General features: G+C 63.8%; 22 protein-coding genes. 9 read left to right on the top strand and 13 right to left on the bottom strand.

Going from position 1 to position 22,279, the window contains the following annotated elements; genetic code table 11:
- Positions 1–237: 237 nt before the first annotated feature.
- Together M2S36_RS02845 and gloB are read right to left on the bottom strand one after the other, a co-directional pair.
- A complete protein-coding gene (locus tag M2S36_RS02845; protein ID WP_207830999.1) occupies positions 238–1,668 on the bottom strand; it encodes a lytic transglycosylase domain-containing protein in 1,431 nt (476 codons plus the stop codon).
- 100 nt (positions 1,669–1,768) lie between these two features.
- Complete coding sequence (gene gloB / locus M2S36_RS02840; protein WP_233686948.1) at positions 1,769–2,548, bottom strand: hydroxyacylglutathione hydrolase; 780 nt, start codon at positions 2,546–2,548, stop codon at positions 1,769–1,771.
- Between the two features lie 85 nt (positions 2,549–2,633).
- Here gloB and M2S36_RS02835 point away from each other — a divergent pair, with 85 nt between their 5' ends.
- The 4 genes from M2S36_RS02835 (at position 2,634) to M2S36_RS02820 (ending at position 7,102) form a co-directional block, all read left to right on the top strand.
- A complete protein-coding gene (locus tag M2S36_RS02835) occupies positions 2,634–3,407 on the top strand; it encodes a class I SAM-dependent methyltransferase (RefSeq protein ID WP_207831006.1) in 774 nt (257 codons plus the stop codon).
- Positions 3,408–3,420: 13 nt separating this feature from the next.
- The gene (gene rnhA, locus M2S36_RS02830) at positions 3,421–3,867 is read left to right on the top strand and encodes a ribonuclease HI (protein WP_016711609.1); all 447 of its coding nucleotides are present in this window, start codon (positions 3,421–3,423) and stop codon (positions 3,865–3,867) included.
- 51 nt (positions 3,868–3,918) lie between these two features.
- Positions 3,919–4,677: a DNA polymerase III subunit epsilon gene (gene dnaQ / locus M2S36_RS02825; RefSeq protein WP_063912683.1), complete on the top strand. Its 759-nt coding sequence runs from the start codon at positions 3,919–3,921 to the stop codon at positions 4,675–4,677.
- A 175-nt stretch (positions 4,678–4,852) separates the two neighbouring features.
- The gene (locus M2S36_RS02820) at positions 4,853–7,102 is read left to right on the top strand and encodes an Orn/Lys/Arg decarboxylase N-terminal domain-containing protein (RefSeq protein WP_207831278.1); all 2,250 of its coding nucleotides are present in this window, start codon (positions 4,853–4,855) and stop codon (positions 7,100–7,102) included.
- Here M2S36_RS02820 and M2S36_RS02815 read toward each other — a convergent pair.
- Positions 7,086–7,304 carry a hypothetical protein gene (locus M2S36_RS02815; protein WP_207831012.1) on the bottom strand — a complete coding sequence of 73 codons (219 nt, stop codon included), beginning with the start codon at positions 7,302–7,304 and terminating at the stop codon, positions 7,086–7,088. The genes M2S36_RS02820 and M2S36_RS02815 overlap by 17 nt on opposite strands.
- Positions 7,305–7,461: 157 nt before the next feature.
- Here M2S36_RS02815 and M2S36_RS02810 point away from each other — a divergent pair, with 157 nt between their 5' ends.
- Positions 7,462–8,019 carry an NADPH-dependent FMN reductase gene (locus M2S36_RS02810; RefSeq protein ID WP_207831015.1) on the top strand — a complete coding sequence of 186 codons (558 nt, stop codon included), beginning with the start codon at positions 7,462–7,464 and terminating at the stop codon, positions 8,017–8,019.
- A gap of 56 nt (positions 8,020–8,075) precedes the next feature.
- On the opposite strand, the gene M2S36_RS02805 is transcribed toward M2S36_RS02810, so the two are convergent.
- Entirely contained in the window at positions 8,076–10,139 is a 2,064-nt protein-coding gene (locus M2S36_RS02805) for a TonB-dependent receptor family protein (protein ID WP_333956669.1), read from the bottom strand.
- A 220-nt stretch (positions 10,140–10,359) separates the two neighbouring features.
- Between M2S36_RS02805 and M2S36_RS02800 the strand changes: the two genes are divergently transcribed.
- The 3 genes from M2S36_RS02800 to M2S36_RS02790 are packed head-to-tail and all read left to right on the top strand — an operon-like array spanning position 10,360 to position 11,320.
- The gene (locus M2S36_RS02800; protein WP_063912679.1) at positions 10,360–10,608 is read left to right on the top strand and encodes a response regulator transcription factor; all 249 of its coding nucleotides are present in this window, start codon (positions 10,360–10,362) and stop codon (positions 10,606–10,608) included.
- A gap of 9 nt (positions 10,609–10,617) precedes the next feature.
- Complete coding sequence (locus tag M2S36_RS02795) at positions 10,618–10,965, top strand: head completion/stabilization protein (RefSeq protein WP_333956668.1); 348 nt, start codon at positions 10,618–10,620, stop codon at positions 10,963–10,965.
- Positions 10,958–11,320: a hypothetical protein gene (locus tag M2S36_RS02790; RefSeq protein WP_207831020.1), complete on the top strand. Its 363-nt coding sequence runs from the start codon at positions 10,958–10,960 to the stop codon at positions 11,318–11,320. Before M2S36_RS02795 ends, M2S36_RS02790 begins: the two co-directional genes overlap by 8 nt.
- Here M2S36_RS02790 and M2S36_RS02785 read toward each other — a convergent pair.
- On the bottom strand, positions 11,317–11,709 hold the full coding sequence (locus M2S36_RS02785) for a helix-turn-helix domain-containing protein (protein ID WP_207831022.1): 393 nt from the start codon (positions 11,707–11,709) through the stop codon (positions 11,317–11,319). The two genes, M2S36_RS02790 and M2S36_RS02785, sit on opposite strands and share 4 nt — an antisense overlap.
- Positions 11,710–11,909: 200 nt before the next feature.
- On the opposite strand from M2S36_RS02785, the gene M2S36_RS02780 reads away from it, so the two are divergent.
- Positions 11,910–12,173: an ogr/Delta-like zinc finger family protein gene (locus M2S36_RS02780; protein WP_207831280.1), complete on the top strand. Its 264-nt coding sequence runs from the start codon at positions 11,910–11,912 to the stop codon at positions 12,171–12,173.
- 79 nt (positions 12,174–12,252) lie between these two features.
- Here the strand turns inward: M2S36_RS02780 and nuoN are convergent, their stop codons facing one another.
- The 8 genes from nuoN to nuoG are packed head-to-tail and all read right to left on the bottom strand — an operon-like array spanning position 12,253 to position 22,263.
- Positions 12,253–13,722 (bottom strand): NADH-quinone oxidoreductase subunit NuoN, encoded by a 1,470-nt coding sequence (nuoN, locus tag M2S36_RS02775; RefSeq protein WP_025339926.1) that lies wholly within the window; start codon positions 13,720–13,722, stop codon positions 12,253–12,255.
- Between the two features lie 7 nt (positions 13,723–13,729).
- Positions 13,730–15,262 (bottom strand): NADH-quinone oxidoreductase subunit M, encoded by a 1,533-nt coding sequence (nuoM, locus tag M2S36_RS02770; RefSeq protein ID WP_207831024.1) that lies wholly within the window; start codon positions 15,260–15,262, stop codon positions 13,730–13,732.
- Between the two features lie 49 nt (positions 15,263–15,311).
- Positions 15,312–17,165 (bottom strand): NADH-quinone oxidoreductase subunit L, encoded by a 1,854-nt coding sequence (gene nuoL / locus M2S36_RS02765; RefSeq protein WP_025339925.1) that lies wholly within the window; start codon positions 17,163–17,165, stop codon positions 15,312–15,314.
- A complete protein-coding gene (nuoK, locus tag M2S36_RS02760; protein WP_003251446.1) occupies positions 17,162–17,470 on the bottom strand; it encodes an NADH-quinone oxidoreductase subunit NuoK in 309 nt (102 codons plus the stop codon). The genes nuoL and nuoK overlap by 4 nt, the downstream gene beginning before the upstream one ends.
- 3 nt (positions 17,471–17,473) lie before the next feature.
- Entirely contained in the window at positions 17,474–17,974 is a 501-nt protein-coding gene (gene nuoJ, locus M2S36_RS02755) for an NADH-quinone oxidoreductase subunit J (RefSeq protein WP_063912672.1), read from the bottom strand.
- A gap of 10 nt (positions 17,975–17,984) precedes the next feature.
- Positions 17,985–18,533 (bottom strand): NADH-quinone oxidoreductase subunit NuoI, encoded by a 549-nt coding sequence (gene nuoI, locus M2S36_RS02750; RefSeq protein WP_003251442.1) that lies wholly within the window; start codon positions 18,531–18,533, stop codon positions 17,985–17,987.
- Between the two features lie 11 nt (positions 18,534–18,544).
- The gene (gene nuoH / locus M2S36_RS02745) at positions 18,545–19,552 is read right to left on the bottom strand and encodes an NADH-quinone oxidoreductase subunit NuoH (RefSeq protein WP_333956665.1); all 1,008 of its coding nucleotides are present in this window, start codon (positions 19,550–19,552) and stop codon (positions 18,545–18,547) included.
- Positions 19,549–22,263, bottom strand: coding sequence for an NADH-quinone oxidoreductase subunit NuoG (gene nuoG, locus M2S36_RS02740; protein ID WP_207831026.1), 2,715 nt, complete (start codon positions 22,261–22,263; stop codon positions 19,549–19,551). Before nuoG ends, nuoH begins: the two co-directional genes overlap by 4 nt.
- Positions 22,264–22,279 lie beyond the last annotated feature (16 nt).

The following is a 22,279-nucleotide window of genomic DNA, read 5'->3' as shown; positions in this document are numbered from 1 at the left end:
CAGTAACAGCTTGGTGGGGTTGGAAAAAGAGCGGTTTTGAAGGTGGGGCGAGTGGTTCAGCCAGTTGCCGGTCGCTGCGGGTGACGCGGTACCTGTGGGAGCGGCCTTGCATCGCGAAAGGGCTGCAAGCAGCCCTGGCAGTTTACGCGGCGAAGCTGAAATCCTGGGGTCGCTTCGCGCCCCTTTCGCGACACAAGGCCGCTCCCACAGGGCCGCGCAAAGGCCCCGGGCTTCGTATCAATGCGAGAGGTAGACGGTGAGGGTCTGGCCTGGCTTCAGGGCATGGCCGCTGCGTGGGTTCCAGCGCTTGAGGTGCTTCATTTCCACGTTGAAGCGCTTGGCCACCAGGTACAGCGAATCGCCTTTGCGTACCTTGTACTGCGTGGAGCGCTGCCCGGAGGCGGCCACCCGATTGCCAGCAGCGCTCGGGGCGTCGCCACCACGCAGGGCCAGGACCTGGCCTGCGCGCACGCTGTTGCCGGAGAGGCGGTTCCAGCGCTTGATGTCCTTGACCGAAACGCGGTTGGCCTTGGCGATGCTGCCCAGGTTGTCGCCGCGCTTGACCCGGTAGCTGCGCGCCGCCACCGGTGCCTTGGCTTCGGCCACGGCGCGGGCGAACACGGCCTTGTTCGGCTGCAGGCTGACCAGTTGCTCGGGCTTGAGGTTGGACAGGCTGTCGCTCAGCAGCTGCGCCTTGGCGGTCGGTACCAGCAGCTGTTGCGGGCCGTCCACGGTCATGCGCTTCTTGAATGCCGGGTTGAGCTGGATCAGCTCGTCTTCGTCGATGTTGGCGAAGGCCGCTACCCGCGACAGGTCGAGGCGGTCGTTGATGGCCACCGCCTCGAAGTAGGGTTCGTTGGCGATCGGGTTCAGGTTCACGCCATAGGCTTCCGGCGTGAGTACCACTTGCGACAGGGCCAGCAGCTTGGGCACGTAGTCACGGGTTTCCTGCGGTAGCGGCAGGTTCCAGTAATCGGTGGGCAGGCCGAGCCGTTCGTTGCGCTCGATGGCGCGGCTGACGGTGCCTTCGCCGGCATTGTAGGCAGCCAGGGCCAGCAGCCAGTCGCCGTTGAACATGTCGTGCAGGCGGCTGAGGTAGTCCAGTGCGGCGTTGGTCGAGGCGGTCACGTCGCGACGGCCATCGTAGAAGTTGGTCTGGCGCAGGTTGAAGTGGCGGCCGGTGGACGGAATGAACTGCCACATGCCCGCGGCATGCGCGCGCGAGTAGGCCATCGGGTTGTAGGCACTTTCGATGGCTGGCAGCAGCGCCAGCTCCAGCGGCATGTCGCGCTCTTCGAGGCGTTCGACGATGTAGTGCAGGTAGAGGCTGCCACGCTCGCCGGCACTTTCGATGTAGCTTGGGTTGCTGGCGAACCACAGGCGTTGCTGCTCGATGCGCGGGTTGACGTCGATGTTGTCCTGCAGGGCAAAGCCCTGGCGCATGCGTTCCCACACGTCCTGTGGTGCCTGCTCGGCCGGCTTGGCCAGCAGTGGCGAAGGTTTGTGCTTGATCCGCGCCTGGTAGTTGTGCGCGCGAACGCTATCGGATTCGTCGAGCTGACGGGTGCTCTGGCAGCCCACCAGGGTGGCGGCCAGGGCCAGCGCACTGATTTGGGCCAGGCGCGTCAGGGCGACGGAATGAGAGGTTCTGCGGCTACGGGAAGACATCGGCTGACACAGGTTTCCGGGCGAAAAATTTCGGCGATTCTAGAAACCGCTCCGGGCCTGGTCAACCTTTGACCATCGCTTGCGATATATCTTGAGGTTATCAGAAGGTGTCCTTCCAAGACCTCAAGGCAGCAAAAACAGCGACATGCGTGGGGTTTGAATGCCCCTTCCATTCGTCTGCTTTTTGTTTAACTAATGTTTCAGAGGTGCGCAGGAAGGGGTTGGTCAGGCGTTCCAGGCCAATCGTTGATGGTAAGGTGATGCGATTGTCGGCGCGCAAACGGGTAACGTCTTCGAACCGCTGCTGAACATGCGGGTTTCCGGGTTCCACCGCCTTGGCGAAACGCAGGTTGCTCAAGGTGTATTCGTGGGCGCAATACACCTCGGTCTGCTCTGGCAGGGCCGCCAGGCGGGCGAGGGCGGGCTGCATCTGTTCGGGGGTGCCCTCGAACATGCGCCCGCAACCGGCGGCGAACAGGGTATCGCCGCAGAACAGCAGTGGCGTTGCCGGCTGGTCGCTGAACAAGGCGATATGCCCCAGGGTATGGCCGGGCACGGCCAGCACCTGGAAAGTCACGCCCAGCACCGTCACCTGGTCGCCTTCGTCCAGCGCCAGGTCACGGCAGGGGATGCGCTCGTGGGCCGGGCCGCAGACCCGCGCGCCGGTCAGTTGCCGGAGCCGTTCCACCCCGCCGACGTGGTCGTTGTGGTGGTGGGTGACCAGGATGTCGCTCAGTACCCACTCGGGGTTGGCTGACAGCCAGCGTTCCACCGGGCCGGCGTCACCCGGATCGACCACCGCGCAGCGGCGTTTGGCAGTATCCTGTAACAACCAGATGTAGTTGTCGGAGAAAGCGGGGAGAGCATCGATCTGTATCATGGTGCGGATCCGATTCGCCTAGCGTGGCACATGAGGGCATCTTAGCCGCGATGGCGCGGTGCGAGAACCTTCGAGGGAGAGCGCAATGACCGACCAAGCCTTTGCCCAGGCCGACCCGGACTGGGTCGAGCTGATCAGCCTGGCCCGTGAGTGGTTCAATGGCCCACTCGGCCAACTGATGCTCAAGGAGGAGGAAAAACTGCTGGAAGAAGAGCTCGGGCGCTTCTTCGGCGGTTACCTTGTGCACTACGGGCCCTGTGCCGAGCCGCCGCCCAGCGCGCCCCAGGTGCAGCGCAACGTGCGCCTCGGTGCGCCGCTGCCGGGGGTGGAGATTGTCTGCGAGGAGCAGGCCTGGCCGCTGAGCGAGCATGCCGCCGACGTGGTGGTGCTGCAGCATGGCCTGGATTTCTGCCTGTCGCCCCATGGCCTGCTGCGCGAGGCGGCCAGCGCCGTGCGCCCTGGCGGGCACCTGCTGATCGTCGGGATCAACCCGTGGAGCAGTTGGGGCATGCGCCATTTCTTCAGCCACGACGCCCTGCGCAAGGCCCGTTGCATCTCGCCGTCGCGGGTGGGCGACTGGCTCAACCTGCTGGGCTTCGCGCTGGAGAAACGCCGCTTCGGGTGCTATCGTCCGCCGCTTGCCTCCCCGGCCTGGCAGCAACGCCTGGCGGGCTGGGAGCGGTTGGCCGGCGGCTGGCAGAGTTCCGGCGGCGGGGTATACCTGCTGGTGGCGCGCAAGATGGTGGTGGGCCTGCGGCCGTTGCGCCCGGAGCGTCGCGAGCCGATGGGCAAGTTGCTGCCGCTGCCACTGGCCAAGGTCAACCGCACGGCGGTCAACCCGGATACCGAAAAGCACTGAACATGAGTGGTACATGAGCGAAAGCGTCGAGATGTTTACCGATGGTGCCTGCAAGGGCAACCCTGGCCCAGGCGGCTGGGGCGTCCTTATGATCTACAAGGGCGTCGAGAAGGAACTGTGGGGCGGCGAACGCGAAACCACCAACAACCGCATGGAGCTGATGGCGGCGATCCAGGGGCTGATGGCGCTGAAGCGCGAATGCGAGGTGGTGCTGACTACCGACTCGCAGTACGTGATGAAAGGCATCAACGAATGGATGGTCAACTGGAAGAAGCGTGGTTGGAAAACCGCGGCCAAGGAACCGGTGAAGAACGCCGACCTTTGGCAGCAGCTGGACGAGCAGGTCAACCGCCACAAGGTGACCTGGAAGTGGGTGCGTGGCCATATCGGCCACCCCGGCAACGAACGCGCCGACCAGCTGGCCAACCGTGGGGTCGATGAGGTGCGCGCCCAGCGTTGAGCTGGGGTACAATTCCGGCCTTTGTAACTGATGCAAGTTGGAGCGCCCCGCGTGGAGCAGCAGCAAGATAAGCGGTTCGTCATTCTCGATACCGAAACCACGGGTATGCCGGTCAGCGAAGGCCACCGGATCATCGAGATCGGCTGTGTCGAGGTCATCGGCCGGCGCCTGACCGGGCGGCACTTCCACGTATACCTGCAGCCGGACCGCGAGAGTGACGAGGGCGCCATCAACGTCCACGGCATCACCGATGCCTTCCTGGTCGGCAAGCCACGCTTTGGCGATGTCGCCGAGGAGTTCTTCGAGTTCATCCAGGGCGCCACCCTGGTCATCCACAACGCGACGTTCGACGTTGGCTTCATCAACAACGAATTTGCCTTGCTGGGCCAGCAGGACCGCGCGGACATTTCGCAGCACTGCACCATCCTCGACACCCTGCTGCTGGCGCGCTCGCGCCACCCGGGGCAGCGCAACAGCCTGGACGCGCTGTGCAAACGCTACGACATCGACAACTCGGGTCGTGAACTGCACGGCGCATTGCTCGACTCGGAATTGCTGGCTGACGTCTACCTGGCGATGACCGGTGGCCAGACCAGCCTGTCGCTGGCCGGGCATGGGGCCGAAGCCGAGAGTGAAGGGTCGGGTGCTGGTGGCAGCGAGATTCGCCGTATTACCGGGCGGGCGCCCGGGCGGGTGATCATGGCCAGTGCCGAGGAGCTGGAAGCGCATGCCGAGCGTCTGGCGGCCATTGCCAAGTCGGCGGGCGGGCCGTCCATGTGGCAGGCTCTGACCGAGACACCTGCTGGCTGATCTTTCGCCTGTACCGGCTTCTTCGCGGGCGCGCCCGCTCCCACAGGAATTCGACTGGCCTTGAATGCAATGCGGTACCTGTGGGAGCGGGTTCACCCGCGAAGAGGCCAGCACAGGCAATACAAGGCTCAACTACCCTGAAATGGACGACATGTCCTTCGGAGGTAGCCACCTGATGTACAAGGACCTCAAGTTCCCCATCCTCATCGTCCATCGGGCCATCAAGGCCGACAGCGTCGCTGGCGAGCGCGTGCGGGGCATCGCCGAGGAACTGCGCCAGGACGGCTTTGCCATCCTCGCCGCCGCCGACCATGCCGAGGCCTGCCTGGTCGCCGCCACCCACCATGGCCTGGCCTGCATGCTGATTGCCGCCGAGGGCGTCGGCGAGAATACCCACCTGCTGCAGAACATGGCCGAGCTGATCCGCCTGGCTCGCCTGCGCGCCCCCAACCTGCCGATTTTCGCCTTGGGCGAACAGGTGACCCTGGAAAACGCCCCCGCCGAAGCCATGAGCGAGCTCAACCAGCTGCGCGGCATTCTCTACCTGTTCGAAGACACCGTGCCGTTTCTCGCCCGCCAGGTGGCGCGTGCCGCACACGCTTACCTCGACGGCCTGCTGCCACCGTTCTTCAAGGCCCTGGTGCAGCACACCGCGCAGTCCAACTATTCCTGGCACACCCCGGGCCACGGCGGTGGTGTGGCCTACCGTAAAAGCCCGGTGGGCCAGGCCTTTCACCAGTTCTTCGGGGAAAACACCCTGCGCTCGGACCTGTCCGTTTCCGTGCCGGAACTGGGCTCGCTGCTCGATCACACCGGCCCCTTGGCCGAAGCCGAGGCCAGGGCCGCGCGCAACTTCGGTGCCGACCACACCTTCTTCGTCATCAATGGCACCTCCACGGCCAACAAGATCGTCTGGCACGCCATGGTCGGCCGCGACGACCTGGTGCTGGTGGACCGCAACTGCCACAAATCGGTGGTGCACGCGATCATCATGACCGGTGCCATTCCGCTTTACCTGTGCCCCGAGCGCAACGAGCTGGGCATCATCGGCCCTATCCCGCTCAGCGAGTTCAGCCCCGAGGCGATCCAGGCGAAGATCCAGGCCAACCCCCTTGCCCGTGATCGCGGGCAGCGTATCAAGCTGGCAGTGGTGACCAACTCCACCTACGACGGCCTGTGTTACCACGCCGGGCTGATCAAGCAGACCCTGGGCGCGAGTGTCGAGGTGTTGCACTTCGACGAGGCCTGGTTCGCCTATGCGGCGTTCCATGAGTTCTTCACCGGGCGCTATGCCATGGGCACGGCCTGTGCGGCAGACAGCCCGCTGGTGTTCAGCACTCACTCCACCCACAAGCTACTGGCTGCGTTCAGCCAGGCCTCGATGATTCATGTACAGGACGGGGCCAGGCGCCAGCTGGACCGTGACCGCTTCAACGAAGCGTTCATGATGCACATCTCGACATCGCCGCAGTACAGCATCCTCGCCTCGCTGGACGCGGCCTCGGCCATGATGGAAGGGCCGGCCGGGCGTTCGCTGCTGCAAGAAATGTTCGACGAGGCGCTGAGCTTTCGCCGTGCCTTGGCCAACCTGCGCGAGCACATCGCCGCCGACGACTGGTGGTTCAGCATCTGGCAGCCGCCGAACGCCGAGGGCATCCACCGCCTGGCAGCGCAGGACTGGCTGCTGCAGCCGGGGGCGGAGTGGCATGGCTTTGGCGAGGTGGCAGACGACTATGTGTTGCTCGACCCGCTGAAGGTGACCCTGGTAATGCCGGGCCTGAGCGCGGGCGGTGCGCTGGGCGAGCATGGCATCCCGGCGGCGGTGGTCAGCAAGTTCCTCTGGGAGCGGGGGCTGGTGGTGGAGAAAACCGGCCTGTACAGCTTCCTGGTGCTGTTCTCCATGGGTATCACCAAGGGCAAGTGGAGTACCTTGCTTACCGAGTTGCTGGAGTTCAAGCGCCACTATGACGGCAATACCGCCCTGAGCAACTGCCTGCCGAGCGTGGTGGCTGCCGATGCCTCACGCTACCAGGGCATGGGCCTGCGCGACCTGTGCGACCAGTTGCATGGCTGCTACCGCGCCAATGCCACGGCCAAGCAGCTGAAGCGGCTGTTCACGCGCTTGCCGGAGGTGGCCGTGAGCCCGGCACGTGCCTATGACCAGATGGTGCGCGGTGAGGTGGAGGCGGTGCCGATCGAGGCGTTGTCGGGACGGGTGGCTGCGGTGATGCTGGTACCGTACCCGCCGGGTATTCCGTTGATCATGCCGGGGGAGCGGTTCACCGAGGCGACCCGCTCGATACTCGATTACCTGGCATTCGCCCGGGCGTTCAACCAGGGCTTCCCTGGGTTTGTCGCCGACGTGCATGGCCTGCAGAACGAAAGTGGCCGCTACACGGTGGACTGCATCAAGGAATGCGAATGATCTCGACGCCGCTGCGCGCCAGTTCGAAGCGGTTTTCACCCAGGTGGTTGACCTTGTCGCCGATGGCCAGGCGATAGGTGGTGATGGGAACGCCCAGCGTGCTGCCGTCGGATTGCAGGGTCGACTCCTGGAACTCGTGCACGGGGTAGATGCGGCCTTCGGCGTCACGGGCATGGAACTGGCCGACCATTACTGCTGCCATTTGGTTGGAAACCTCTGAATTACGTGGGAAATGTCTGCAGGCATAGACCGTGGAACAGCGTCGGAAGTTTTCGCCCTGCGGAAAAAAAACCAAAGCGACGAGGAACGGTCATCTATAACTACAACGTCCCTTTAGCCAGCAGAGGTTGGAAATTGCCATGAGCCAGGTGTATTCGGTAGCGGTGGTCGTCGGTAGCTTGCGCAAGGACTCCTACAACCGCAAGGTCGCCCGCGCACTATCGGAGCTGGCGCCGTCCAGCCTTGCCCTGAAAATCGTCGAGATAGGTGATTTGCCGTTGTACAACGAGGATGTCGAGGCCGAAGCGCCGGACGCGTGGAAGCGTTTTCGCGAAGAGATCCGCCGCAGTGATGCGGTGCTGTTCGTCACCCCGGAGTACAATCGCTCGGTGCCTGGCGGCCTGAAGAATGCCATTGATGTGGGCTCGCGGCCTTACGGGCAAAGCGCCTGGAGTGGCAAGCCGGCGGCGGTGGTCAGTGTGTCGCCGGGGGCCATTGGTGGCTTTGGCGCCAACCATGCCGTGCGCCAGTCGCTGGTGTTTCTGGACATGCCGTGCATGCAGATGCCAGAGGCCTACATTGGCGGCGCGGCGAGCCTGTTCGAGGATTCGGGCAAGCTCAACGACAAGGCCCGGCCGTTCTTGCAGGCGTTCATTGACAAGTTCGCTTCCTGGGTGAAGTTGAACAGGGCGGTTTGAGGCCTGTTCGTTCAGGCGCCGGTCATCGAAGGGGCTGCGCAGCAGCCCCCAGCGGACTAGCGGAAGCTGTAGGAAACCCCGGCATACACGGCAAAGCCTTCGCCCGGCGTCGAGCGGGCGTTGTCTTTGCCGGCATCGTTGTAGCCAGGTGTCACCGTTGCCGCATAACGCTTGTTGGTCAGGTTGCGCAGGTCCAGCCAGGTCTGCCAGTCCTGCTTCGGTGAATCCCAGCCCAGGCGGGCGCCGAGCAAGGCATATTCATCGGCATGGTAACTGTTGGCGTAGTCAACCTGCACCTTCGACGCCATCTGCGTATTCACCCCCGCGTAGAACCCGTTTGGCCAGTCGTAGCGCAACTCGGCCTGATAGTAGTGCATGGGGATACCGGGCAGGCGATTGTCGCCAAACGTGTCGTCGTCGCGATAGTGGAAGTCACTGAAGGTATAAGCCTGACGCAGGCTCAGCTTGCCAGTGCCGGTGCGCTCCCACAGGGTGCTGTCGAGGCCGGCTTCCACACCCTGGTGCACGGTGGCGCTGGCGTTGAATTCCTTGGCCGGAGCGCCTTGCACGATTTCCACCGCCAGCAATTCATGGCGAACCTGCGAGTAGTACCAAGCCAGGTCCCAATGCCCCAATGCCGATTCGCCGCGTGTGCCCAATTCCAGTGTGGTGGCCGTCTGGTTTTGCATTTCGATCGGTTGGTTGGGTGTTGGCGAACTCCAGATCAGGGACCACGGATGTGGAGGCTCGACCGAGCGACTCAGGTTGCCGTACACCTGCAGGTCCGGGCTGATGTCATAACGCAGCCCAAGGCGTGGCGCGTAGTCCCAGTCATGCATGCTCACCTTGCCGCCCTCGGCAGGGAAAGTGACATCACTTTCACGGCGGGTGTAGATCATCGCCAGGCCTGTGGTCAGCCACAGGTCGGGTACCAGTTCCAGGTCATTGCCCACATGCAGCACCGTGTCCGAGCCCTGGTAGGTGAAGTCACGGGTGCGCTCACCGAACACGTCGCCATTGCGGGTGAACTGCGATGCACCGCTGTTGGGCAGGTGCTTGGTGGTGCGCCAGCCGATGGTGGTCTTGCTCTCGTGGCCGAACAAGGTGTCGCGACGGAAGTAGTTCAAGGTGCCGCTGACATCGGTGTAGGCCACCTTCAGGCGCATCGGGCCTTCGCGCAGGTCCATCGGGTAGTCGTGGTAGACCAGGCCGGCTTCCAGGCGCGCATCGTCGTCGAGGTAGAAGGTGGTCTTGTTGCCTGCCCAGGTACTGCCCGGTTGCGGCCGGCTGTCGTCGCGGGCCAGGTAGGCCGGGTTGGCCGCGCGTGGGTGGTGCTTGATCTGCTCCTTGGTCAGGCGCCCGGCCAGCTGGTTCTCGGTTTCCCGGTAGCGCAGGTAGAAGCGGGTTTCCAGGTTCGGGTTGAAGCGGTAGCCGACATTGGCGGCAACGCCCTTGGCACTACCGCTGCTGTGCGCCTGGTAGCCGTCATATTCCGAATCGGTCAGGGCCACGTAGTAGTCAAGGTTGCCCAGCACCTGCCCCGAGCTGATGTGCCGATGCTGGTAGCCGCGGCTGCCGACTTCGTAGCGCACCTGCAGCGGGGCGGCGTCGTAGCCTGTGTGGGTGACGTAGTTGATCGCACCACCGAGGGCGAGGGCGCCCTGGTCGAAGCCATTGGCGCCGCGCAGCACTTCGGCACGGCTCAGCCACAGCGGCTCGAACAGTTCGTAGGGCGTACCGCCCGGGCCGGTCAGGGGCAGGCCGTCGAACATCGTGTACACCCCGGAACCATGGGCCCCCGGTGCGCGGTTGATGCCCGAACCGCGGATCGACAGCTTGATGCCATCGTTGCCCGCCGACTGGGCGAACACCCCAGGCTGGTAGGCCAGTACGTCCTGGTTGCTGGCCACCCGGCCTTGCCCCACGCGCTGCATGTCCACCAGGTTGCTGGCACCCGGCACTTCGCGCAGGCGTTCGCTGGCTGCACTCAGGTCGTTCTGCTCCTCATCGGTGATCAGCACCTGGCCCAACTCGACCGCAGGTGCCGCCAGGGCGGGCTGGGTGGCCGCAAAAGCAGCCAGCAGGCCGAGGCAGGATGGTAGGGGCAAAACGCAACGCATTGTACGACTCCAGGCGAAAGGCGAATGGACAACGGCGTTGAGACGAGCGAAATGCCGCTTGGAGCACGAAGAAAGTCGGCAAATCTCGTGCAACCTTCGTCAGACGGTTCTGTACGAAAGTTCTTTACAAGCCGCAGCGGTGGAGTAGGGCGGCCCGCGCTTCGTAAGGTGACTGCAGATCGGCAGCGATGCCTCGCTCAATCACCCGTGGAGTTCAAACATGACTGACAACGCACGACACTCGCAGCAACCCCTGGCGGACGCCCCGGTTCGCCTGACGCCACGTGAACGGCAAGTGCTGTTGTGGTGTGCCTACGGCAAGAGCTCGTGGGAGATTGGCCAGATCCTGGCATGCAAGGAATCGACGGTGAATTTCCATGTGTCGAACATCCTGCGCAAGTTTGATGTGCCCACCCGGGTGGCAGCGGTGATCAAGGCCATTCGCTACGGCATGCTAGCCGAGCAGTGAGGGGGGAGCATGGACAACGATCCTCGGTTACCGCGCTTTGCCGATTGCCATGATCCGTTCTGGCCACGGCTGGACCTGGGCAGGCTGCGTGAGCGGCTGAACCTGCGGCGGCCTGTCAGTGAGGCCGCGCTGGAAGTGGCCGCACGCTGCGCCGCCATCGATGCAGCCCGCGAATTCGCGCGCTGGCGCGCGGTGTTGCGAGAACGGGGCTACAAGCGCCTCGAGGATGTGGCCGGGCATGACCAGGGGCGTGCATTGCGGGTGTGCTACATCTGCTTTGTCGAAGCCGCTGTCCTGTATAACCTCGGCTCGACCGCCTACCTGCCCATTGCGCGCCGGAGGGCTGCCCATGGCTGAGGAATCTGTACTCGACAGTTTGACCTCGGCGCTGGTGGTGTTGCTGGGCGTGGATGGCAATGTATTGTTCGCCGCGTTTCTGGGGGCTTTGCTGGTGAGTGCGGCGCGCGATCGGTTGATCACCAACACGGCCAGGCGCCTCACGCTGGGCAAGAAACTGTTGCTGGTGTTCGTGACCGTGGGGGTGGGCCACCTGTTCGAGCCGCTGGTGTCGTCGCTGGCGCCGTTGCTGACCCGTGGCATGGCGGCGTTCGTGGCTGCCGTGGTGGTGATCCCCATCAGCCTCAAGGTGATGGTCTGGCTGGATACGCTCGACCCGCGCGAACTCATCCAGCGCTGGCGCCGCCGGGGCTAGCCGCTGGTGGCGTTGGGCAAGCGACTGGTCAGTGCGCTCAATTGCCGTTCCAGCTGCTGGATGCGTTGTTTGTCCTGAACCAGCAGGAGAACGGCTTGGCGATCGGCAAGCGACAAGGTGCGCAGGCGCGCGAGCATGTCGCATTCCCAGCCTTCTTCGTCCTGGTATGTGCGAGGTCGCTCGGGTTCGCCCAGCAGAAGCCAGTCCAGTGAGCATGCATATTGCCTGGCGACATCTATGCAAAGCGAATACGGAATGCTGTCGCGCACCTTCCAGCTGCTCAACGTTTGCGGGCTGATCGACAGTGCTCTGGACAGCTCGGCATCAGATTCCGTAGCGGTCAGAAGCTTCAGTCTGGCCAAAACCGAAGCAAGTACATTGGTACTCATAACAAATATCCATGACTGGTTTAATGATATTCCATGGGCTTAAACTACTCGTTATGAATACAGCCCTGCGTTTTAAGGAGCATTTCTGCAATGAGAAGCATCAAACTGAAGAATACACCTACATATGCAGCTAATACTGACAAAACTGGACGACCATTCCCACAGAAGGTATGCCTGAACAATGCTTGCAGGTACTTGCCGTGAGTACATACAAGCTGGTTTGCCCGCATTGCCACAGCCGGATGCGTATACGCACCAGTGAAGGGCGTCATATTTTCCTGCGGATCGCTTATTTGCAATGCACCACCGAAGCGTGTGGCTGGTCAGTGCGCGCCGAATTTGAAATGACCCATGAACTCTCGCCCAGCGGCATGCCCAACCCGGAAGTGTACCTGCCTTCGGCCAATGGTGATTTGCGCAAGGCAGCGTTGCCGGGTGCCGGCCAGGACAAGCCCGGTGAATGAGCCTTCATGCTCACGGACAATAAGTGTGCAGATAAAAAAACACCCCGCATGAGCGGGGTGTCTTGTTTTGCCGGGGCAATCAGCCGATCAGTTGCAGGCCCGCTTGCTGGACCATTTCCAGCAGCGGTTGCGGGTACACACCCAGCACGAAGGCGAGAATGGCGATAGCCAGCAGCATGACACCGCCGGTGCGCTGCTCCCACTTCAGCGGGGCGTCGTGGCGACGCAGGTTCGGCTCGACCAGGTACAGGGTGACCATGACGCGCAGGTAGTAGTAAACGCCGATGGCGCTACCGATCACCAGGGCACCGACCAGCCACCACAGGTGCGACTCCACGCCAGTGGCAATGATGTAGAACTTGCCGATGAAGCCGGCGGTCAGCGGGATACCCGCCAGCGACAGCATCATCACGGTCAGTACCGCAGTCAGGTACGGACGGCGCCAGAACAGGCCGCGGTACTCGTACAGCGCATCGGCGTCACGGCCGCCGTAAGGCGAGGACATCAGGGTGATGACGCCGAAGGCGCCCAGGCTGGTGATCACGTAGGTGACCAGGTAAACGCCCATGGCTTCCAGGGCCAGGCCCTTGCTGGCGACCAGGGCGATGACCAGGTAGCCGAAGTGGGCGATGGACGAGTAACCGAGCAGGCGCTTGAGGTTGCTCTGGGTCAGTGCCAGCAGGTTACCGATCAGGATCGAGGCCACGGCAATCACCGCCAGTACGGTGCTCAGCACGCCGCTGCTGGCAGCAGGGGAGAGCATGAACAGGCGCACGACCACGGCGAACACTGCGACCTTGCTGGCAGTGGCCAGGAAGGCGGCGACCGGTGCCGGGGCGCCTTCATACACGTCCGGGGTCCACAGGTGGAACGGTACCAGCGACAGCTTGAAGGCCAGGCCGACCAGCATCATGCCCAGGCCCAGCTGGGCCACCAGGCTTGGCATGCTGGTGGCGGCCAGGGCCTTGCCGATCTGGTCGAAGCTCAGGCTGCCAGCGTCGGCGTACAGCAGGGCCATGCCGAACAACAGGAAGGCCGAGCCTGCGGCCGACAGCACCATGTACTTGATGCCGGCTTCCAGGGAGCGCTTGTTGAAGAAGGCATACGCTACCAGGCCGTAGACCGGTACCGACAGCAGCTCCAGGCCGATGAACAGGCCGGCCAGGTGGTTGGCGCTGACCAGCACCAGGCCACCGAGGGCCGACATCAACAGCAGCAGGTACAGTTCTTCACGGTTGCCCGGGAAGCCCTTGGAGCCTTCGCCGAGGTAGGCGTGGGCGAGGGTGACGCAGGCCAGCGTCGCCACCAGGATGATGGCCATGTACAGGCAGGCGAACTTGTCGATGGTGATCAGCGGGGTGACCGCCAGCGGCGCAACCTTCAGCGCCGGCAGGATCGACAGCAGGGCCAGGTTGAGGCCCACGGTGGACAGCAGGAAGGTCTGCGAGTGGTTGCGCTTCCAGGCGATCGCCAGCATCACCACCACCGTGGTGATGGTGGTGATCAGCATCGGCGCCAATGCGATGAAGTGTTGAGTGGTGAATTCCATAGCGCTCTTACCGGGCCGAAGCGAGTTGAGTGAAAGCGGAACCGAGCCACTGCTGCACACCACTCATGGTGGCGGCAGAGGTGTCGAGGAACGGCTGCGGATACACGCCCAGCAGGATCAGCAGTACCGCCAGACCCAGGACCATGATCAGCTCGCGACCGTCCATGCCGGCCAGCACGGAGTCGGTCTTGGCCGGGCCGAAGTAGGCGCGGTGGATCATGATCAGCGAGTACACCGAACCGAACACCAGGCCAGTGGTGGCGATCACGGTGATCCACGGCACGCTGGCGAAGCTGCCGATTAGGATCAGGAACTCGCCGACGAAGTTGCCGGTACCGGGCAGGCCCAGGGAGGCGGCGGCGAAGAACAGGCTGATGGCCGGCAGGTAGGCGATGCGGTGCCACAGGCCACCCATCTGGCGCATGTCACGGGTGTGCAGGCGCTCGTACAGCTGGCCGGCCAGGATGAACAGCGCGGCAGCCGACAGGCCGTGGGCCAGCATCTGGATCACCGCGCCTTGCAGGGCCTGCTGGCTGCCGGAGTAGATACCGATCAGCACGAAGCCCATGTGCGAGACGCTGGAGAAGGCGACCAGGCGCTTGATGTCGGTTTGCGCGAAGGCCAGGAAGGCACCGTAGAAGATACCGATCAGGCCCAGGGTCATGGCGATTGGTGCAAACTCGGCCGAGGCATTCGGGAACAGCGGCAGGGCAAAGCGCAGCAGGCCATAGGCCGCAGTCTTCAGCAAGATACCGGCCAGGTCCACGGAACCTGCGGTCGGTGCCTGGGCGTGGGCGTCAGGCAGCCAGGAGTGGAACGGCACTACCGGCAGCTTCACCGCGAAGGCGATGAAGAAGCCCAGCATCAGCAGGTACTCGGTACCGGCTGGCAGTTCGGCCTTGAGCAGATCGCTGTAGTTGAAGGTGATCACGCCGGTGTTGGTGTAGTTGACCAGCACCAGGCCGAGGATCGCCACCAGCATGATCAGGCCGCTGGCCTGGGTGAAGATGAAGAACTTGGTAGCGGCGTAGATCCGGGTCTTCTTGCCGTCCGCGGAGCTGTGACCCCAGAGCGCGATGAGGAAATACATCGGCACCAGCATCATTTCCCAGAAGAAGAAGAACAGGAACAGGTCCAGGGCCAGGAACACACCGACCACGCCGCCGAGGATCCACATCAGGTTGAGGTGGAAGAAGCCGACGTGGCGCTGGATCTCTTTCCAGGAGCACAGTACCGACAGCACACCGAGCAGGCCGGTGAGCAGGATCATCAGCAGCGACAGGCCGTCGAGGGCCAGGTGGATGCTGATGCCGAAGCGCTGGATCCACTGGACTTTGTATTCCAGGGCCCAGGCAGGCTCGGCGCCCGGAGCGGGGGCCAGGGTGTAGTCGCCGTTACCCCACAGCCACAGGCCGATGCCGAGCAGCAGGGACATGGTCAGCAGCGCGATCCAGCGCGGCAGGGTGGCGCCGAAGCGCTCACCCAGCCAGCACAGGAAGCCGCCGATGAAGGGGATCAGGATCAGCCAAGGCAAAATCATGACGGGTTCGTTTCCTTTTGCAGGGTCGCAAGGTTCGCAAAGTTCATGGTCATACCGCGGCCACTACCACAGCGCCGAGTACCAGCACTGCGCCAACGGCGATCGAAGCGGTGTACCAGCGCAGCTGGCCGGTCTCGGTCTTGCTCATGGCGACGTGGCCGCCGCGAGCCAGGCGAGGGATCAGGCCGATGCTGCGGTCAACCGGATCCTTGCGCAGGATGTGGCTGATCAGCAGGTAAGGTTTGACGAACAGCTTGTCGTAGATCCAGTCGAAGCCCCAGGCAGCGAACCACCAGGCCGACAGGACACGACCGATACCGCTGTTGGCGACGGCGCTGACGAAACGGCGCTTGCCCAGGAACAGCAGGGCCGACAGCAGGATACCGGCGATGGCGATGGCGCCCGAAGTGAGCTCCAGCGCGTGCTTGGCTTCGCCACCGGCGTGGCCGGCGCTTTCAGGCAGTACACCGGCCAGCGGCGGGGTGATCCAGGCGCCGACGAAGGTCGACAGCACGATCAGCACGCCCAGCGGCAGCCAGTGGCTGATGCCGTGGCCAGCGTGGGCTTCGGTCTTGGCTTCGCCGTGGAAGGCGATGAAGATCAGGCGGAAGGTGTACAGCGAGGTCATGAACGCACCGACCAGGCCGGCGTACAGCAGGCCGGTGTTGCCGCTGGCGAAGGCTTCCCAGAGGATCTCGTCCTTGGAGTAGAAGCCCACGGTCACGATCGGCAGGGCAGCCAGGGCAGCACCACCGACCACGAAGCTGGCGTAGGCCAGCGGCAGTTTCTTCCACAGGCCACCCATCTTGAAGATGTCCTGCTCGTGGTGGCAGGCAACGATTACCGCACCGGAGGCAAGGAACAGCAGGGCCTTGAAGAAGGCGTGGGTCATCAGGTGGAAGATCGCCGCGTCCCAGGCGCCAACGCCCAGGGCCAGGAACATGTAGCCGATCTGGCTCATGGTCGAGTAGGCGAGGATACGCTTGATGTCGGTCTGCACCAGCGCGGCGAAGCCGGCCAGTACCAGGGTCACGCCACCAACCACGCCTACCAGGTGCAGGATGTCCGGTGCCAGCAGGAACAGGCCGTTGGTACGGGCGATCAGGTACACGCCCGCGGTCACCATGGTTGCCGCGTGGATCAGCGCGGAGACCGGAGTCGGGCCGGCCATCGCGTCGGCCAGCCAGGTCTGCAGTGGCAGCTGGGCCGATTTACCGACCGCACCACCCAGCAGCATCAGCGTAGCCAGCACCATCCAGGTGTCGCCAGCCTGGAACTTCTGCGGTGCCAGCACCAGCAGTTCCTGCACGTTCAGGGTACCCAGCTGGACGAACAGGATGAACAGGCCGATGGCCATGAACACGTCGCCGATACGAGTGACGATGAACGCCTTGAGTGCCGCGTTACCGTTGTTGCGGTTGCTGTAGTAGAAACCGATCAACAGGTACGAGCACAGGCCCACGCCTTCCCAGCCGAAGTAGATGAACAGCAGGTTGTCGCCCAGCACCAGGAACAGCATGCTGGCGATGAACAGGTTGGTGTACGCGAAGAAGCGCGAGTAGCCCGCTTCGCCACGCATGTACCAGGACGCGAACAGGTGGATCAGGAAGCCGACACCGGTGACCACGCCGAGCATGGTGACCGACAGGCCGTCCAGGTACAGGGTGAAGTTCGGCGCGAAGCCGTCCACCGACATCCACTGCCACAGCAGCTGGCTGTACGCGCCGCCTTCAGGCGGGGCGACGTTGAATTGCCAGATGACGTAGGCGGCGGTGGCGGCCGAAAGGCCTACCGAGCCGACGCCGATCAGGGCCGACAGGTTCTCCGAGAACCGCCCGCGCGAGAACGACAGCAGCAGGAAGCCGACGAGGGGGAAGACGAAAGTCAGGAAGAGAAGGTTCATCCGCGCATCTCACTGGCAGCATCGATGTCGAGAGTGTGGAAGCGGCGATACAGCTGCAGCAGGATGGCCAGGCCAATACTGGCCTCGGCGGCTGCCAGGCTGATCACCAGAATGAACATCACCTGGCCGTCGGGCTGGACCCAACGGGCACCGGCGACGACGAACGCCAGGGCAGAGGCGTTCATCATGACTTCCAGGCTCATGAGCACGAAGAGGATGTTGCGGCGGACCATCAGGCCAACCAGACCTAAGCAGAACAGGATGCCGGCGACCGCCAGACCATGCTCGAGAGGGATAGCACCCATGATTTACTCCTTCGCCTCGTTGCGGCCCAGGTGGAAGGCGGTGACGGCCGCGGCCAGCAGCAGCATCGACGCCAGTTCGACCACCAGCAGGTACGGGCCGAACAGGCTGATGCCGACTGCTTTCGGGCCCACGGTGGTACCGCTGATGGCGGCGCCGCTCGGGGCGACGAACAGCACGTACAGCAGCTCCAGCAGCAGCAGGGCGGCGAGGATCACAGGCCCGGCCCAGATACCGGGCTTGAGCCAGCCCCGTTCCTGGGCGACCGATGCCGGCCCGAGGTTGAGCATCATCACCACGAACACGAACAGCACCATGATGGCGCCGGCGTAGGCGATCACTTCCAGGGCGCCGGCGAACGGCGCACCCAGGGCGAAGAAGATCATGGCCACGGAAATCAGCGAAATGATCAGGTAAAGCAAGGCGTGCACGGGGTTGGTGCCGGTCACCACCCGAAGGGTGGAGACCACGGCGATCCCGGATGCGAAGTAGAAAGCGAATTCCATCTTTCTGTCCTTATGGGAGCAAGCTCTTCACGTTGATCGGCTCGGCTTCGTTCTGTGCAGAGCCCTTCGGCTTGCCAGCGATCGCCATACCGGCAACACGGTAGAAGTTGTAGTCAGGGTTCTTGCCGGGGCCGGAGATCAGCAGATCTTCTTTCTCGTAAACCAGGTCCTGACGCTTGAACTCGGCCATTTCGAAATCCGGAGTCAGCTGGATCGCGGTGGTCGGGCACGCTTCTTCACACAGGCCGCAGAAGATGCAGCGCGAGAAGTTGATGCGGAAGAACTCCGGGTACCAGCGGCCGTCCTCGGTCTCGGCCTTCTGCAGCGAGATGCAGCCGACCGGGCAGGCCACCGCGCAGAGGTTGCACGCTACGCAGCGCTCCTCGCCATCGGGGTCGCGGGTGAGGACGATGCGGCCGCGGTAGCGCGGCGGCAGGTACACGGGCTCTTCGGGGTACTGCAGGGTGTCGCGCTTGCGGAACCCGTGGGAGAACACCATTGCCAGGCTGCGCAGCTGGGTGCCGGTGCCCTTAACGATGTCGCCGATATACTTGAACATGGGTCAAATCCTCACTGGGCCGCGACGGCTGGCGTGTTGTAGAGCACGATCGCAGCGGTCACCAGCAAATTGATCAGGGTCAGCGGCAGGCAGAACTTCCAGCTGAAGTCCATCACCTGGTCATAGCGTGGGCGCGGGATCGAGGCGCGCAGCAGGATGAACAGCATGATGAAGAACGCGGTCTTCAGTGCGAACCACAGGAACGACAGTTGCGGCAGGATGCCGAACGGGCCGTGCCAGCCGCCGAAGAACAGGGTTACCAGCAGCGCCGAGATGAGGATGATGCCGATGTACTCACCGACGAAGAACATGCCCCATTTCATGCCGGCATACTCGATGTGGTAGCCGTCGGCCAGTTCCTGTTCCGCTTCTGGCTGGTCGAACGGGTGACGGTGAGTCACGGCGACGCCAGCGATGAAGAAGGTGCAGAAGCCGAAGAACTGCGGAATGATGAACCACAGGTTCTGCGCCTGGTATTCAACGATGTCGCGCATGTTGAACGAGCCCACCTGTACCACCACGCCCATCAGCGCCAGGCCCAGGAACACTTCGTACGACACGGTCTGTGCCGAGGCACGCAAGCTGCCCAGCAGGGCGTACTTGTTGTTCGACGACCAGCCGGCGAACAGCACCGCGTAGACCGACAGGCCGGCCATGGCGAAGAAGAACAGCAGGCCGATGTTCAGGTCGGCAACGCCCCAGGTCGGGGTGATCGGGATGACCACGAAGGCGATCAGCAGGGCGCTCATGGCCACTACCGGTGCCAGGGTGAAGATCACACGGTCGACGAAGGGTGGGTTCCAGTCTTCCTTGAAGAACATCTTCAGCATGTCGGCAGCGATCTGGAACATGCCGTAAGGGCCGACGCGGTTCGGACCGTAACGGTCCTGCCACCAGCCCAGCAGGCGACGCTCGACGAAGCTGAGCAGCGCGCCGCAGACCACCACCGCCAGCAGGACCACGATGGCCCGCAGCACGGAGAGGATCACATCGATCACTTCGGGGGTGAACCAGCTCATTGTGCTGCCTCCTGCAGACCTTCGACGGATGCACCGAAGATGGCAGGCGGAATGCCAGCCAGGCCTTTCGGCAACGCGACCAGGCCGGCGCCCAGCTCTTCATTGATACGCAGTGGCAGGCGCAGGGCCACACCGCCCACGTTCAGGCTCAGCAGGGCACCGTCGTTGACGCCCAGGCGGTCGGCTTCGGACTTGGCCAGGGCCACATAGGCTGCCGGGATGCGCTCTTGCACCGGGGCGGCGCGCGAGGAGCTTTCTTCGCTGCCGAACAGGTGGAAGAACGGCACGGCAGTCCAGGTGCCACGGGCCGGGTTGAAGGCGCCCGGAATGGCGTTGAACCAGTGCAGGCGGTCGCCTTGCGATTCGATCAGACGTACGCCTGGGTCACCGGCACGCAGGTGGCCACCGACCTCGTCCTGGAACTTGTTCCAGGCTTGCGGCGAGTTCCAGCCCGGCGACCAGGCGAACGGCACTTGCTGGCGCGGTTCGGCCGAGCCCGAGTAGCCTTCCATGGAGAAGGCGAACGCGGTGTCCTTGTCTTGCGGGGTGCGCGGCTCGTGCACGCTGATGTTGGCGCGCATGGCGGTACGGCCGGAATAGCGCAGCGGCTCACGGGCCAGTTTCAAGCCCTTGATGCGGAACGCGGCGCCTGGCGCAGCGTTGACGATGCCGGCCAGTTGCGGGACGGCTTCGGCGCAGGCGCTGGTGACGTGGTCCAGCTGGGTCCAGTCGACCGGCTTGTTCAGCAGGGTGGCGCGCAGGGCGTGCATCCAGCGCCAGCCTTCGTGGATCTGGATGCTGCTGTCCAGGTACTGCGGGTCGAACACCTGGAAGAAGCGCTGGGCACGGCCTTCCTGGCTGACCAGGGTGCCGTCGCCTTCGGCGAACGAAGCAGCCGGCAGCACCAGGTGGGCGCGGTCGACAGTCGGCGTTTTCGAGTGGTCGGCAACGATCACTACCTTGGCCGCGGCCAGGGCAGCGTCGACCTTGGCGGCCGGTACGCGGGTGTACAGGTCGTTTTCCAGCACGACGATGGCATCGGCCTTGCCGCTGATGACCGCGTCCAGCGCGGCATCGACCGACTCGCCACCGAGCATGGCCATGCCGAGGCTGTTGGCTTCAGGCACCACCAGGCTCAGCGAACCGTTCTTCTCGCGCAGCTTCAGCGCCTTGGCGATGTTGGCGGCGGCTTCGATCAGTGCCGGGTCGGCCAGCGAGGTACCGGCTACGACCAGTGGGCGCTTGGCGGCGACCAGGGCGTCGGCAATGCGCTGGGCCAGGGCTTGCGCTTCGGCGTCCAGGCCTTCGACGGCTGGGGCGCTCGGGTCGATGGCGTGGGCCACGGCGAAACCGATGCGGGCCAGGTCGGCCGGGGCGGCGTGCACGCATTCTTCGGCGACGTCGTCCAGCTTGGTTTCAGCCAGCGAAGCGATGAACAGCGGGTACAGCGCGTGCTGGCCGATGTTCTTCACGGCGGCGTCGAGCCACGGCTGCACTTTCATCGCTTCGGCCATGGCCTCGGCCTTGCCCTTGGTGGCCTGGCGCACGGCCAGGGCGACGCGGGCAGCGGTCTGGGTCAGGTCTTCACCGAGCACGAAGACGGCGTCGTGGTCTTCGATGTCGCGCAGGGTCGGAACCGGCAGCGGGCTGTTGTTCAGCACGTTCAGGGCCAGGCGTACGCGGGCCAGTTCGCCGGCTTCCATACCCGAGTAGAAATACTCGGCACCGACCAGCTCACGCAGGCCGTAGTTGCTTTCCAGGCTGGCGCGTGGCGAACCGATACCAACGATGGTGCGGCCGCGCAGCAGGTCGGCGGCCTTGTCCAGGGCGGCGTCCAGGCCCAGCTTGGTGCCGTCGGCCAGGTGTGGCTGGCGTGGGCGATCCTTGCGATTGACGTAGCCATAGCCGAAGCGGCCGCGGTCGCACAGGAAGTACTGGTTGACCGAACCGTTGAAGCGGTTTTCGACCCGGCGCAGTTCGCCGTAGCGCTCGCCCGGGCTGATGTTGCAGCCGCTGGAGCAGCCGTGGCAGATGCTCGGGGCGAACTGCATGTCCCACTTGCGGTTGTAGCGCTCGGAGTGGGTCTTGTCGGTGAACACGCCGGTCGGGCAGACCTCGGTCAGGTTGCCGGAGAATTCGCTTTCCAGCACGCCGTCTTCGACGCGGCCGAAGTACACGTTGTCGTGGGCGCCGTACACGCCCAGGTCGGTACCACCGGCATAGTCCTTGTAGTAGCGCACGCAGCGGTAGCAGGCGATGCAGCGGTTCATCTCATGGGCGATGAACGGGCCGAGGTCCTGGTTCTGGTGGGTACGCTTGGTGAAACGGTAGCGGCGCTCGTTGTGGCCGGTCATTACCGTCATGTCCTGCAGGTGGCAGTGACCGCCTTCCTCGCACACCGGGCAGTCGTGCGGGTGGTTGGTCATCAGCCATTCGACGACGCTGGCGCGGAACGCCTTGGACTCTTCATCGTCGATGGAGATCCAGGTGCCGTCGGAGGCAGGGGTCATGCAGGACATGACGATACGACCACGGGTGTCGTTCTCGTCGGTGTACTGCTTGACCGCGCACTGCCGGCAGGCACCAACGCTACCAAGCGCCGGGTGCCAGCAGAAATAAGGGATGTCGAGGCCGAGCGACAGACAGGCCTGTAACAGGTTGTCTGCACCGTTGACTTCGAGCGCTTTGCCGTCTACGTGGATAGTGGCCATTGTTCAAAGTTCTTCG

Origin of the sequence: Pseudomonas sp. SF2 (assembly GCF_036858055.1) — a bacterium.
In the GTDB taxonomy this organism is placed as follows: domain Bacteria; phylum Pseudomonadota; class Gammaproteobacteria; order Pseudomonadales; family Pseudomonadaceae; genus Aquipseudomonas.
This window is presented reverse-complemented; position numbering and strand designations above follow the sequence as displayed.